Below are 14,746 nucleotides of genomic sequence, written 5' to 3'. Positions count from 1 at the left end.
GGCGGGCCACGCCGCTGGCGGCGTGATTCTGGCGCCGATAGAATCGACGCGAGTCAAAACGAAAGCGCCACGCCGCCACGCCAGAACAAGGAGTCGCAGATGGACCTGATCATTCGCCGCGCGGTGCTCGCGCATGCGCATCCCGCTGGGTATCCCACCGTGGATATCGGCATCGAGGGCGGGCGCATTACCGCGGTGGAGCCGCATCTCGCAACGGCGGCGAGCGAGGAGATCGATGCCGCGGGCGCGCTCGTGAGCGCGCCGTTCGTCGATGCGCATTTCCACATGGACGCCACGCTCTCGTATGGCCTGCCGCGCGTGAACGCGTCGGGCACGCTGCTGGAGGGCATCGCGCTGTGGGGCGAGCTCAAGCCGCATCTCACGCAGGAGGCGCTCGTCGAGCGCGCGCTGCAGTACTGCGACTGGGCCGTCGCGCGCGGGCTTCTCGCGATCCGCTCTCACGTCGATGTGTGCGACGCACGGCTGCTAGAGGTCGAGGCGCTGCTCGAAGTGAAGCGCCGTGTCGCGCCGTATCTCGATCTCCAGCTCGTGGCGTTTCCGCAGGATGGCGTGTTGCGCAGCCCCGGTGCGTTCGACAATCTCAAGCGCGCGATCGCGATGGGCGTGGACGTGGTGGGCGGCATTCCCCACTTCGAGCGCACGATGGCCGACGGCGCCGAATCGGTGCGTCTGCTCTGCGAGTTCGCCGCCGAAAAGGGCCTGCGCGTGGACATGCATTGCGATGAATCCGACGACCCGCTCTCGCGCCACATCGAAACGCTCGCGGCGCAAACGCACCGGCTAGGCATGCATGGGCGCGTGGCCGGCTCGCATCTCACGTCGATGCATTCGATGGACAACTACTATGTGAGCAAGCTGATTCCGCTGATGCGCGAGTCGGGTGTCGCGGCGATTGCGAATCCGCTCATCAACATCACGCTGCAAGGACGCGCCGATACCTACCCGAAGCGCCGCGGCATGACGCGCGTGCCTGAGTTGATGGCGGCAGGCGTGACCGTCGCGTTCGGCCACGACTGCGTGATGGACCCGTGGTACAGCTTCGGATCGGGCGACATGCTCGAAGTGGCGCATATGGGCCTGCATGTCGCGCAAATGACGGGCACCGAGGCCTCGCGCGCCTGCTTCGACGCGGTGACCGCGAATGCCGCGACGATCCTCGGCCTCGAAGGCTACGGCGTGGCGCCCGGTTGCGCGGCGAACCTCGTGGTGCTCGACGCACGCGATTCCATCGAGGCGATCCGGCTGCGCGCGGCGCGGCTCGCGGTCGTGAGCCGGGGCAGGGTGGTGAGCCGGCAACCCGCGCAACGCGCGGCGCTTGCGCTCGAAGGACGACCGCAAAGCGTCGATTTCAAGCTGTATCGATAAAACGCGGGGCAATAAAAAACCGCGCATGGGTTGCACACCCATGCGCGGTTTTAGTTCGGATCGCTTACGAGTAAATCACGCCGTCACTGCTGTGCCGGCGGCTGCTCCATGCCGTTGTGGCGCAGCAGTGCGTCGATGTTCGGCTCGCGGCCGCGGAAGGCCTTGAACGACTCCATCGCTGGGCGGCTGCCGCCCACTTCCAGAATTTCCTTGCGGTAGCGCGTGCCGGTCGCTTCGTCGAGCACGCTCGACTTCGCGGCTTGCGCGGCTTCTTCGAAGGCTGCATAGGCATCGGCGGAAAGCACTTCGGCCCATTTGTAGCTGTAGTAGCCGGCCGCGTAGCCGCCCGCGAAGATGTGGCTGAACGTATTCGGCCAGCGCGAGAACGGCGCCTGCGGAATGACGTGGTAGCGCTCGTTGATCTCGCGTGCCAGGTCGTTCGCGCTTTTGCCCTTCGAAGCGTCGAAGTCCACGTGCAGCGCCATGTCGAACATCGAGAACACGATCTGGCGCAGCGTGCCGAGACCGCTCTGGAAGTTCTTCGCGGCGAGCATCTTGTCGAAGAGTTCGCGCGGCAGCGGCTTGGCGGTTTCGACGTGCGAGCTCATTTCGCGCACCACGTCCCATTCCCAGCAGAAGTTTTCCATGAACTGCGAGGGCAGCTCGACGGCATCCCACTCCACGCCGTTGATGCCCGACACGCCCAGTTCGTCCACACGCGTGAGCATGTGGTGCAGGCCGTGGCCGAACTCGTGGAAGAGCGTAATGACTTCGTCGTGCGTGAAGCATGCGGGGCGGCCGCCCACCGGTGCCGAGAAGTTGCACGTGAGGTACGCGACGGGCGTTTGCACGTCATTGCCTTCGAGCTTGCGGCGCGAGCGGGCGTCGTCCATCCATGCGCCGCCGCGCTTGCCTTCGCGTGCGTAGAGGTCGAGATAGAACTGCGCGACGAGCGTGCCGTCCGCGTTTTCGACGCGGAAGAAGCGCACATCGGGATTCCATACCGGCGCGGTATCCGGGCGGATGCGCACGCCGAACAGCGTTTCCGTGACCTTGAAGAGGCCCTGCAGCACGAAGTCTTCCGGGAAGTACTGCTTCACCTCGTTCTCCGAGAACGAGTAGCGCTTCTGGCGCAGACGCTCGGCGGCGAACGCCATGTCCCACGGCTCAATCTGCGTGAGGCCCAGTTCCGTCGCAGCGAATTCGCGCAGTTCTTCCCAGTCCTTTTCGGCGTGAGGACGCGCGCGCGTGGCGAGGTCTTCGAGGAAGCTCATCACCTGAGCCGGCGTTTCCGCCATCTTCGGCGTGAGCGAGACTTCGGCGAAGTTGTTGTAGCCGAGCATCTTCGCTTCTTCGGCGCGCAGCTTCAGTTGCTCCTCGATGATCGCCGTGTTGTCCCATTCGGCTTTGCCGGCGCCGTAGACCGGGCCAAGTTCGGATGCGCGCGTGACATAGGCGCGGTACATCGTCTCGCGCATCGCGCGGTTTTCCGAGTACTGCAGCACCGGGAAGTACGAGGGGAAGTGCAGCGTGAACTTCCAGCCTTCCTTGTTTTCGCGCTCGGCGGCTTCGCGCGCGGCGGCGATCACGTCCTCGGGCAGGCCCGCGAGATCGGCTTCAGTCGTGGCGTAGAACGCGTAGCCATTGGTCGCGTCGAGCACGTGATCGGAAAAGGCTTTGGCGAGCGCGGCCTGGCGCTCCTGCAGTTCGGCGAAGCGCGGCTTCTGGTCTTCGGGCAGTTCCGCCCCGGAGAGGCGGAAGTCGCGCAGCGAGTTGTCGAGGATCTTCTTGCGCTCGCCCGAGAGCAGCTCGAACGAGTTGTGATTCGTGATGGCCTTGTACTTCTTGAAAAGCTCGAGATTCTGTCCGACGCTTGACCAGAATTCCGTCACGCGCGGCAGGTTCTCGCCGTGGGCGGCGCGCAGCTCCGGCGTGTCGGCGACGGCGTTCAGGTGGCCGACCACGCCCCAGGCGCGCGAAAGCGGCTCGCTGGCGCGCTCGACCGGCTCGACCACGTCGCTCCACTGCGAGGGCGTCATGGGTTGCGCGGCGCGCTCGACTGCGGCCTTCGCGTTCGCGAGCAGGACGTCGAGCGCCGGCGTCACGTGTTCGGGGCGGATTTCGCCAAAGCGCGGCAGTCCGGTGAAGTCGAGGAGCGGATTGTCGGAGGGGGTAGTAGCCATGATGCTTCCTGTTCCTGTCTGTCGCGGGTTAGGGGACCGGGGCGCGGCATGCGCGCGTCCGATAGCCAGAGTATTGGGGCGCCAAGCGCGCTTTCCAACCGGGTTATCCGAGCAAATTAACAGATGTCGGGGGCCGGTGCCGCATTCGCGGCTGCGCTCGTTCAGGCGGGCGCCGCCGCAAAAAGAAAGCGGCCCGTGGTGGGCCGCTTCGGGAACGTCATGCTGTGGCGCGCCGTCGCGCGTTGCTTACGCGCCTGCCGCGCGCTCCGCGGCTTCGATCGTGTTTACGAGGAGCATCGTGATGGTCATCGGGCCGACGCCGCCCGGCACCGGCGTAATGAAGCCGGCCACGTCCTTCAGGCCCGCGAAATCGACGTCGCCGCAGAGCTTGCCGTTGTCGTCGCGGTTCATGCCCACGTCGATCACGGTCGCGCCGGGCTTGACCATGTCGGCGGTCAGCACGTTGCGCTTGCCTACCGCGGCGACCACGATATCGGCGTCGCGAGTGTGCTTCGCGAGGTCGCGCGTCTTGCTGTGGCAGATCGTGACCGTCGCACCCTTTTCGAGCAGCAGGAGCGCCATCGGCTTGCCGACGATGTTCGAGCGGCCGATCACCACAGCGTTCGCGCCTTCGAGCGGGATCTTGTATTCCTCGAACATCTTCATCACGCCATAGGGCGTGCACGGGCGAAAGAGCGGCTGGCCCGTCATGAGCGCGCCTGCGTTGGCGACGTGAAAGCCGTCCACGTCCTTCTCGGGCGCGATGGCCTCGATCACCTTGTGGCTGTCGATGTGCTTGGGCAGCGGCAGCTGCACGAGAATGCCGTTGATCTTCGGGTCGCGGTTCAGTTCGTCGATGCGCTTGAGCAGGTCGGCTTCGGAAAGCGACTCGGGATAGCGGTCGTACGACGAGTAGAGGCCGTTGTCTTCGCAGGCCTTGACCTTGTTGCGCACGTAGACTTCGCTCGCCGGATTGTCGCCGACCAGCACGACGGCGAGTCCCGGCTGATGGCCGCGGGCGGTGAGGGCGGCGGCGCGCGTGGCGACTTGCGCGCGCAGTTTCTTGGAGAGGGCGTTGCCGTCGATGATAGTGGCAGTCATGGTCGGTCGGGGTCGAGAGTGGGCAATGCGGGCTCGTTCGGGCTCGTTTGGACGCGAGCGCTGGCGCGCGTGGGGCGGGCGCCATTCGAAGGCCGACATTATACCCGCGCGGCGGGCGTGCTCCGGCCTGAGCGGACGATGGAGGAGGGGGAGAATTGCGGCGAGACGCCGCCGGCAGCATTCGCGCGCCGTTGTGCACGCGGATGCTGCCGGAGAAAGACGCGCTTACTGCTGCGCTTGTTGCGGCTTGTTGGAGAGCGCGAGACGCAGCAGGTCGGCGACCGTGTTGACGTTGAGCTTCTCCATGATGTTGGCGCGGTGCGCCTCCACCGTCTTGATGCTGATCCCGAGGTCGTCGGCGATCTGCTTGTTCAGGCGGCCCGCGATGATGCGTTCGAGGACCTGGTGCTCGCGCGCCGTGAGCTTGCCGAGGCGTTCAGCGGCCGCACGCTGTTGCTGCACGTTGGTGCTTTCGTTGCGCGCCTTGTCGAGCATGCGCTCCACGAGCTTGCGCAGTTCGGCTTCGTCGAAGGGCTTCTCGATGAAGTCCATCGCGCCCTTCTTCATGGTCGAGACAGCCATCGGCACGTCGCCGTGGCCCGTCACGAAGATGATCGGCAGCGAGGCGTTTTCGGCGATCAGACGTTCCTGCAGTTCGAGGCCGCTCATGCCTTGCATGCGCACGTCCAGAATCATGCAGGCGATCTGCCCGGCTTGTTGCGCCGGCTGGTACGCCTCGAGGAACTCCTCCGCGCTATTGAAACACTGGACGCGGTAGCCGTTCGCTTCGAGGAGCCAACGCAGGGAATCTCGTACGGCCTCGTCGTCATCGACAACAAAGACAGTTTCCTGGGTGGTGACTGGGCTGTTCATGGCTCTCCCGTAACGGTTTGTGGAGTCGGTTCGTCGGTGTTCCGCGAGGGGGTGTCCGATTCGCCGATAGGCAGACTGCAATGGAACGTTGCGCCGCTGATGTGGCCGTCGGATTCGACGTTGTTGACCACCCAGAGACGCCCGCGGTGCGATTCGATAATGGAGCGGCAGATGTTCAGGCCCATGCCCATGCCGTCCGACTTGGTGCTGTAGAAGGGTTCGAAGAGGCGCTCGGCCGTGGCTTCGTCGACGCCGGGGCCCTGATCGACCACGCTGATGCAGACGTTGCCGCCTTCGCGCTTCACGATCACGCGGATCACCGGGTCGATCGCATTCGGGCGCGCTTCGGCCATGGCTTCCGCGGCGTTCTTCAAGAGATTGACGAGCACCTGTTCGATCAGCACCGGATCGACGTAGATCACGGGCATGCGCGAGCGCATGTCGGTCACGATGCGGATGCGGCGCTTGCGCGCTTCGATCTCGGCGAGGCCCACTGCGTCGGCGACGATGTCGGCTACGCGCGTGGCCTGGCGCTTCGGTTCGGAGCGCTTCACGAACTCGCGGATGCGCTTGATGATCATGCCCGCGCGCACGGCTTGCTGCGCCGTTTTTTCGAGCACGGGCAGCAGGTTGTCGGGCGCGGCACGGCCCGACTTCACGAGCGCGACGGTGCCCGAGGCATAGTTGTTGATTGCGGCGAGCGGCTGGTTCAGTTCGTGCGCGAGCGACGAGGCCATTTCGCCCATCGTCATCAGGCGGCTCGTGAACTGGAGCTTCTCGTCCTGCTGGCGGGCCAGCTCCTGCGCCTGCTTGCGCGTGGTGATGTCGGTCGCGATCTGCATCTGCGCCAGATGGCCGTCCACCCACTGGATGTACTGGCGTCGCACTTCGAACCACTTCTGGATGCTCTCGACGTAGACCTCCTGCGCGTCCGCCGTGCTCTCGGTGAGCGCGGTGGCGGGCAGGCCGGCGAAGGCGTCGACCATGTCGATCGAGTCCGAAGAGGCGCTGGCCGAATCGAAGCCGCCGCCGCCCGCGAGTTCCAGATGGCCGTCCGGGCGGATGCCGAAGAGGTGGCGGTAGTACCGGTTCGCAAACAACAGTTCGGCTTCGTCGGCGGCGAGCACCGAGACGGCGGCGTCGAGGCTTTCGAGCACGGTGGTGAAGCGCTCGTGCGCGGCGGCGAGTTCTTCGCGTGCGCGCTTGGGCTCCGTGATGTCGGTCATCGACGACATCCAGCCGGTCTGGCGGCCCGAGCTGTCGATGAGCGGCGAGACATAGAGCCGCGCGTGGAACTGCGAGCCGTCCTTGCGGCGCACGCGCAGTTCGAACCCCGAGGAGGGCGCCTTGCCGCGCAGCGTCATGTCGAGCTGGCGCTGCATTTCGGGGTACGCGTCGCGCGGCCAGTAGGGGAACGGTGCGTTCTTGCCCACGAGGTCGCTTTCGTCCCAGCCGGTCATGCGGCAGAACGCCGGGTTCACGTGCGTGATGCGGCCGTGCATGTCGAGCACGCGCATGCCGATCAGCACCGAGTTTTCCATCGCGCGGCGGAAGAACGCCTCCGCGTAGAGCGCCTGCTGCGCCTCGAAGCGTTGGCGCGTGTGCTTCCAGAGGCTCCAGAGGCTCCACAGCACGAAGCACGACAGCCCCGCGACCAGCCACACGAGCGTGTTGTTCGTGAAGTTGGTCATCTGCGGATACGAATACACGCGTACCGAAACGCCCTGGCCAGGCGGGTCGAGCGGCAGATCGTAGTAGACGTCGCGCGGCAGGCGCGGACGCGTCGAGGTGGTGGCGAGCTCGCGGTTGTTCGCGTCGAGAATCGAAATCTTGTACTTGGCCGAGAGCTCGGGCGGGATGTCGTGCTTCAGGATGCCTTCGACCGAGAACACGGCCGCGATCGACCCAAGAAATTCACGATCGCGGTATACCGGCGTTTGCAGCGTGATGTAGCCGTTACCGACGTCGTCGTAAATAAGCGGCGAATACACCTGGCGGCGCGTGGCGCGCGCCTCGGCGAAAGCGGCCTTCACGGCCTCGTCCATTTGCGAGTCGTTGGGCTTCGCCAGACGCTGGCCGAATACCGGCATCGCCGTGTTGGGCCAGCGCGGCTCCTCCTGGCTCGTGTACCAGTTGAGATAGAGGATCTCCGGATGGCCCTGCATGATGTCCGTGGTGGACGTCTGGAAATACTGCGGATCGCTGTGGCCCGCGGCGAGGTCGCGAGCGAGCGCCTGCAGCTGCTCCTGCGCGCCTGTCATGGAAAGCCGGATTTGCTGCTGGGCCCATGCGACGTTGCGGTAGAGCGTGTCTTCCTGCTGCTGTTGCTCGCGGCGGTTCAGGCTCCACAAGATCAGGCTCATGACGATCAGGAACACGAGGATCGACAGGAGCGGCGTCAGCAAATAGGAATTCGACCACCAGGGTCCGTGGTGCCAGCGAGATGGCGACGACTCGCCGGGCGTTCCGGGCGGCCGCGCCGAGCGTGCGAAAAGCCGTTCGGTCAACATGGCAAGGATTGTAGCTCAGCGTAAGACACGGAAATGCCGCGAAAAAAGCCGTAAATCGCCGATAAACGGGTGCAAACTGGCCGTTATCGGCTCAGGGGCGCGAACGATTAAGCGTGCGCTGCAGCAATTTTTCGCATTATAAAATCGCATCTCGCAATTCGAAAATTTTGTTGCGCGATAGCCAGGGGGGTCATTACAATCGCCCCGAAGCTGCTGCGGTTGGCCCGGTCACGTCTTAAGCGTCGCCGCCCGCATGATCCGATCAACAGCGTTCCCCTACATCCAGGAGACGAGCATGTCCGCTGTACCCGACGAAGTCCTCAAGTACGTTGCCGCCGACAAGGACGAGGATCCCCAGGAAACCGCCGAATGGCTCGAAGCGCTGGACGGCGTCATTTCGACTGTCGGTCCTGATCGCGCCCACTACCTGATCGAAAAGCAGATCGAATTCGCCCGTGTGCACGGCGAGCATCTGCCGTTCTCGGCGAACACGCCGTACATCAACACGATCCCCGTCGCCAACCAGGCCAAGAACCCGGGCGACCAGGACATCGAACACCGCATCCGCTCGTACACGCGCTGGAACGCCATGGCCATGGTGCTGCGCGCGGGCAAGCACACGAACGTCGGCGGCCACATCGCTTCGTTCGCATCGGCGGCCACGCTCTATGACGTCGGCTACAACCACTTCTGGCGCGCGCCCTCGGCTGAGCATGGCGGCGACCTCGTGTTCGTGCAGGGCCACTCGTCGCCGGGCGTCTACTCGCGCGCGTTCCTGCTCGGCCGCCTGACCGAAAAGCAGCTCGACAACTTCCGCCAGGAAGTGGGCGGCGAGGGCATCTCGTCGTACCCGCACCCGTGGCTCATGCCGGACTTCTGGCAGTTCCCGACCGTCTCGATGGGTCTCGGCCCGATCATGGCGATCTACCAGGCGCGCTTCATGAAGTACCTGCAGGCGCGCGGCATCGCCAAGACCGACGGCCGCAAGGTCTGGGCCTTCCTCGGCGACGGCGAAACGGACGAGCCGGAATCGCTCGGCGCGATCGGCATGGCCGGCCGCGAGCGTCTGGACAACCTCGTGTTCGTCATCAACTGCAACCTGCAGCGCCTCGACGGCCCGGTACGCGGTAACGGCAAGATCATCCAGGAACTCGAAAGCGAGTTCCGCGGCGCCGGCTGGAACGTCGTCAAGGTCATCTGGGGCAGCCGCTGGGACGCGCTCTTCGCACGCGACAAGTCGGGCGCGCTGATGCGCCGCATGATGGAAGTGGTCGACGGCGAGTACCAGACGTACAAGTCGGAGTCGGGCGCGTTCGTGCGCGAGCACTTCTTCAACACGCCGGAACTGAAGGCGCTGGTCGCCGACTGGTCCGACGACGACATCTGGAACCTGAACCGCGGCGGCCACGACCCGCACAAGATCTACGCGGCGTTCCACGAAGCTTCGAACTCGAAGGGCCAGCCGACCGTCATCCTCGCGAAGACGATCAAGGGCTACGGCATGGGCGAAGCCGGCCAGGCCATGAACATCACCCACCAGCAGAAGAAGATGCAGGTGGATCAGCTCAAGAAGTTCCGCGACCAGTTCCGTCTGCCGATCACGGACGAGCAGATCGTCGACGTGCCGTACCTCACGTTCGAGGAAGGCTCGAAGGAACTCGAGTACATGCGCCAGAAGCGCATGGACCTCGGCGGTTACCTCCCGGCTCGCCGCCAGAAGGCCGAGTCGCTGCCGGTGCCGGCGCTCGACGCATTCGAGCCGCTGCTCAAGGGCACGGGCGAAGGCCGTGAGATCTCCACGACGATGGCGTTCGTGCGGATCCTGAACATCCTGCTGAAGGACAAGGCGCTCGGCAAGCGCGTCGTGCCGATCGTGCCGGACGAGTCGCGTACCTTCGGTATGGAAGGCCTGTTCCGCCAGATCGGTATCTGGAATCAGCAAGGCCAGAAGTACGTGCCGGAAGATTCCGATCAGCTGATGTTCTACAAGGAATCGGAAACCGGTCAGATCCTGCAGGAAGGCATCAACGAAGCCGGCGGCATGTCGGACTGGATCGCAGCTGCGACGTCATACTCGACGCACGGCGAGATCATGATCCCGTTCTACATCTTCTACTCGATGTTCGGCTTCCAGCGTATCGGCGACCTGGCATGGGCCGCTGGCGACATGCGTTCGCGCGGCTTCCTGCTGGGCGGCACGGCGGGCCGCACGACGCTCAACGGCGAAGGTCTGCAGCACGAAGACGGCCACTCGCTCCTGTGGGCGGCTTCGGTGCCGAACTGCGTGAGCTACGACCCGACGTTCGGCTATGAACTCGCGGTCATCATGCAAGACGGTCTGCGCCGCATGGTGCAGGACCAGGAAGACGTGTTCTATTACGTCACGGTGATGAACGAGAACTACGAGCACCCGGCGATTCCGCAGGGCGAGAGCGTGGCGGCCGACATCATCAAGGGCATGTATTCGTTCAGGAAGGCCGACGCGAACGCCAAGGCGCCGCGTGTTCAGCTGATGGGCGCGGGCACGATCTTCAACGAAGTGATCGCTGCCGCCGACCTGCTGAAGAACGACTGGGGCGTCGAAGCCGACCTCTGGAGCGTGCCGAGCTTCACCGAACTCGCCCGCGAAGGCCACGAAGTCGAGCGCTGGAACCTGCTGCACCCGAGCGAGCCGCGCCGCGAATCGCACGTCGAGAAGCTGCTCAAGGACACGCAAGGTCCGATCATCGCTTCGACCGACTACGTCCGTGCGCTGGTCGACCAGATCCGCGGTCTGGTGCCGCGCAAGTTCGTGGTGCTCGGCACCGACGGCTTCGGCCGTTCGGACACGCGTGAGAAGCTGCGTCACTTCTTCGAAGTCGATCGTTACTGGACCACGGTTGCGGCGCTCAATGCGCTCGCAGACGAAGGCAAGATCGAGCGCAAGGTGGTTGGCGAGGCGATCGCCAAGTACAACCTCGATCCGTCCAAACCCAACCCGATGACCGTCTAACCCATCACCCCTGTGCATGGCATGTGCGCCTCCCCGAAGCGGGGAGGCGTGTCGTATGCGGCCCCGGAGACACTAACAATGAGTCAAGCGATCGAAGTCAAGGTGCCGGACATCGGCGATTACAAGGACATTCCTGTGATCGAGGTGCTGGTGAAGGCGGGCGATACCGTCGAAAAAGAGCAGTCCCTCGTCACGCTCGAGTCGGACAAGGCGACCATGGACGTGCCGAGCCCGGCGTCGGGCACGGTCAAGGAAGTGAAGGTCAAGGTCGGCGACAACGTGTCGGAAGGCTCGCTCGTGCTGGTGCTGGACGGCGCCGGCGCAGCTGCTGCGCCCGCTGCTCCCGCGCCCGCCGCGAAGGCGGAGAAGGCCGCTCCTGCCGCCGCGCCCGCGCAAGCGGCTGCGCCGGCCCCCGCTGCAGCGCCCGCCGCGAGCGGCGGCGTGCAGTCGGTCAAGGTCCCCGACATCGGCGACTACAAGGATGTGCCGGTCATCGAGATCGGCGTGAAGGTCGGTGACCGCGTCGAGAAGGAGCAGTCGCTCGTCACGCTCGAATCGGACAAGGCGACCATGGACGTGCCGAGCCCCGTGGCCGGCGTCGTCAAGGCAATCCTGGTCAAGGTCGGCGATAACGTGTCGGAAGGCACCGAGATCGTCGTCGTCGAAGCAGAAGGCGCCGCGGCTCCCGCCGCCGCACCGGCTGCGAAGCACGTCGAAGAGCCGTCGGACGCGCCCCAGCAAGCGCCGGCCAAGGCCGCCGCCGCAGCGCCTTCGGCACTCGCGCAAGCCCCGATCATTCCGGCAGGCGAAGGCGGCACGCGCCGTCCGAGCCATGCATCGCCGTCCGTGCGCAAGTTTGCGCGCGAACTCGGCGTGGACGTTGCCCGCGTGTCGGGTACGGGTCCGAAGGGCCGCATCACCCAGGACGACGTCACCGCGTTCGTGAAGGGCGTGATGACGGGTGCGCTCGCAGCGCCGGCCGGCGCAGCAGCCGCACCGGCTGCCGGCGGCGCGGGCCTGAACCTGCTGCCGTGGCCGAAGGTCGACTTCACGAAGTTCGGCCCGATCGACACGCAGCCGCTGTCGCGCATCAAGAAGATCTCCGGCGCGAACCTGCACCGCAACTGGGTCATGATCCCGCACGTCACGAACAACGACGAAGCGGACATCACCGACCTCGAAGCGCTGCGCGTTCAGCTGAACAAGGAAAACGAGAAGGCGGGCGTGAAGTTCACGATGCTCGCGTTCGTCATCAAGGCCTGCGTCGCGGCGCTCAAGAAGTTCCCGGCGTTCAATGCGAGCCTCGACGGCGACAACCTCGTCTTCAAGCAGTACTACCACATCGGTTTTGCCGCCGACACGCCGAACGGCCTCGTCGTCCCGGTGATCCGCGACGCGGACAAGAAGGGTCTCGTCGACATCGCGAAGGAAATGGCCGATCTGTCGAAGCTCGCACGCGAAGGCAAGCTCAAGCCGGACCAGATGCAAGGCGGCTGCTTCTCGATCTCGTCGCTCGGCGGCATCGGCGGCACGCATTTCACGCCGATCATCAACGCACCGGAAGTGGCGATCCTCGGCCTGTCGAAGAGCGCGATGAAGCCGGTGTGGGACGGCAAGCAGTTCGTGCCGCGCCTCACGCTGCCGCTGTCGCTCTCGTACGATCACCGCGTGATCGACGGTGCAGCTGCCGCGCGCTTCAACGCGTACCTCGCTTCGATCCTCGGCGATTTCCGCCGCGTGATTCTGTAAAACCGATCTGACCGGCTCGCGCCGCCGCGCCGCACGTCCACGACGTGCGCGCTGCGGCAGGCGCGGCCGGTCATCCTTTAGGGGTAGGGGACACCATGAGTCTCGTCGAAGTGAAAGTGCCGGATATCGGCGACTTCAAGGACATCGACGTCATCGAAGTCAATATCAAGGCGGGCGATGTCATCGAGAAGGAGCAGACGCTGCTCTCGCTCGAATCGGACAAGGCCACGATGGAAGTGCCCAGCGACGTCGCGGGCACCGTCAAGGAAGTGAAAATCAAGGCCGGCGACAAGGCTTCGCAGGGCACGGTGATCGCGCTGGTCGAAGCGTCGGAAGCTGCGGCTGCGCCGGCTCCGAAGGCTGAAGCGCCCAAGGCTGCCGAAGCACCGAAGGCGGCTGAAGCACCCAAGGCAGCAGCGCCGGCACCGCAAGCCGGCAGCTTCAGCGGCAGCGCCGATGTCGAATGCGACATGCTCGTGCTCGGCGCGGGCCCCGGCGGCTACTCGGCGGCGTTCCGCTCCGCCGACCTCGGCATGAAGACCGTGCTGGTCGAGCGTTATTCGACGCTCGGCGGCGTGTGCCTGAACGTGGGCTGCATTCCTTCGAAGGCGCTGCTGCACACGGCGCTCGTGATCGACGAAGCCGAAGCGCTCGGCTCGCACGGCATCACGTTCGGCAAGCCGCAGATCGATCTCGACAAGTTGCGCGACTTCAAGTCGGGCGTCGTCAAGAAGCTCACGGGCGGCCTCGCCGGCATGGCGAAGGCGCGCAAGGTCGAAGTCGTGACGGGCGTGGGCGCGTTCCTCGATCCGAACCATATGGAAGTGGTGGGCGAGAACGGCAAGAAGATCGTCAAGTTCAAGCAGGCGATCATCGCTGCGGGCTCGCAGGCCGTGAAGTTGCCGTTCATGCCGGAAGATCCGCGCGTGGTCGATTCGACCGGCGCGTTGGAACTGCGTCAGATTCCGCAGAAGATGCTTGTGATCGGCGGCGGCATCATCGGTCTGGAAATGGCTACCGTCTACGCGACGCTCGGCGCGCAGATCGAGGTCGTGGAAATGCTCGACGGCCTGATGGCCGGCGCGGACCGCGATCTCGTGAAGGTCTGGGAGAAGTACAACGCGAAGCGCTTCGCGAACGTCATGCTCAAGACCAAGACGACGAAGGCCGAGGCGAAGGACGACGGCATCTACGTGTCGTTCGAGGGCGAGAAGGCGCCGGCCGAGCCGCAGCGCTACGACCTCGTACTGGTCGCCGTGGGCCGCTCGCCCAACGGCAAGAAGATCGGCGCGGACAAGGCCGGCGTGGCGGTGACGGATCGCGGCTTCATCGAAGTCGACAAGCAGATGCGCACCAACGTGCCGCACATCTTCGCGATCGGCGACGTGGTCGGCCAGCCGATGCTCGCGCACAAGGCCGTGCATGAAGGCCACGTGGCGGCTGAAGCGGCGCACGGCGAGAAGGCTTACTTCGACGCGCTGCAGATTCCTTCGGTGGCCTACACCGATCCGGAAGTGGCGTGGGCCGGCAAGACCGAAGACCAGTGCAAGGCCGAAGGCATCAAGTACGGCAAGGCGGTGTTCCCGTGGGCCGCGTCGGGCCGCGCGATCGCCAACGGCCGCGATGAAGGCTTCACGAAGCTGATCTTCGACGAAGAGACGCATCGCGTGATCGGCGGCGGTATCGTCGGCCTGAATGCGGGCGACCTCATCAGCGAAGTCTGCCTCGCGGTGGAAATGGGCGCGGATGCGACCGACATCGGCAAGACGATTCACCCGCACCCGACGCTGGGCGAGTCGATCGGCATGGCCGCCGAGCTGTACGAAGGCGTCTGTACCGATCTGCCGCCGCAGAAGAAGAAGTAAGTTCGTGCCGCGCCGCTCGTTGCGGCGCGCATGAAGAAACGGCGCACTCCGCGAGGGGTGCGCCGTTTGCTTTTGGGTTCTGCGGTA

At 65.0% G+C, this 14,746-nt stretch carries 8 protein-coding genes; 4 read left to right on the top strand and 4 right to left on the bottom strand.

Annotated features, from left to right (window positions below; translation table 11 throughout):
• Window positions 1-99 precede the first annotated feature (99 nt).
• Window positions 100-1,386 (top strand): amidohydrolase family protein, encoded by a 1,287-nt coding sequence (locus E1N52_RS07180; RefSeq protein ID WP_133181477.1) that lies wholly within the window; start codon window positions 100-102, stop codon window positions 1,384-1,386.
• Window positions 1,387-1,469: 83 nt separating this feature from the next.
• Here the strand turns inward: E1N52_RS07180 and E1N52_RS07175 are convergent, their stop codons facing one another.
• From E1N52_RS07175 to fixL, 4 genes are all read right to left on the bottom strand, one after another.
• Window positions 1,470-3,569 (bottom strand): M3 family metallopeptidase, encoded by a 2,100-nt coding sequence (locus E1N52_RS07175; protein WP_133181475.1) that lies wholly within the window; start codon window positions 3,567-3,569, stop codon window positions 1,470-1,472.
• A 246-nt stretch (window positions 3,570-3,815) separates the two neighbouring features.
• Window positions 3,816-4,670, bottom strand: a complete 855-nt coding sequence (folD, locus tag E1N52_RS07170) for a bifunctional methylenetetrahydrofolate dehydrogenase/methenyltetrahydrofolate cyclohydrolase FolD (protein WP_133181473.1) — start codon at window positions 4,668-4,670, stop codon at window positions 3,816-3,818.
• A 225-nt stretch (window positions 4,671-4,895) separates the two neighbouring features.
• Window positions 4,896-5,543, bottom strand: coding sequence for an oxygen response regulator transcription factor FixJ (fixJ, locus tag E1N52_RS07165; protein ID WP_042264842.1), 648 nt, complete (start codon window positions 5,541-5,543; stop codon window positions 4,896-4,898).
• Window positions 5,540-8,053, bottom strand: coding sequence for an oxygen sensor histidine kinase FixL (fixL, locus tag E1N52_RS07160; RefSeq protein ID WP_133181471.1), 2,514 nt, complete (start codon window positions 8,051-8,053; stop codon window positions 5,540-5,542). Before fixL ends, fixJ begins: the two co-directional genes overlap by 4 nt.
• Window positions 8,054-8,348: 295 nt before the next feature.
• Between fixL and aceE the strand changes: the two genes are divergently transcribed.
• The 3 genes from aceE (at window position 8,349) to lpdA (ending at window position 14,659) form a co-directional block, all read left to right on the top strand.
• The gene (gene aceE / locus E1N52_RS07155; RefSeq protein ID WP_133181469.1) at window positions 8,349-11,045 is read left to right on the top strand and encodes a pyruvate dehydrogenase (acetyl-transferring), homodimeric type; all 2,697 of its coding nucleotides are present in this window, start codon (window positions 8,349-8,351) and stop codon (window positions 11,043-11,045) included.
• A 78-nt stretch (window positions 11,046-11,123) separates the two neighbouring features.
• On the top strand, window positions 11,124-12,794 hold the full coding sequence (aceF, locus tag E1N52_RS07150; RefSeq protein WP_133181467.1) for a dihydrolipoyllysine-residue acetyltransferase: 1,671 nt from the start codon (window positions 11,124-11,126) through the stop codon (window positions 12,792-12,794).
• Between the two features lie 95 nt (window positions 12,795-12,889).
• Entirely contained in the window at window positions 12,890-14,659 is a 1,770-nt protein-coding gene (gene lpdA / locus E1N52_RS07145; RefSeq protein WP_133181466.1) for a dihydrolipoyl dehydrogenase, read from the top strand.
• Window positions 14,660-14,746: the final 87 nt, after the last annotated feature.

The sequence above is a fragment of the Paraburkholderia guartelaensis genome (genome assembly GCF_004353905.1).
In the GTDB taxonomy this organism is placed as follows: domain Bacteria; phylum Pseudomonadota; class Gammaproteobacteria; order Burkholderiales; family Burkholderiaceae; genus Paraburkholderia; species Paraburkholderia guartelaensis.
This window is presented reverse-complemented; position numbering and strand designations above follow the sequence as displayed.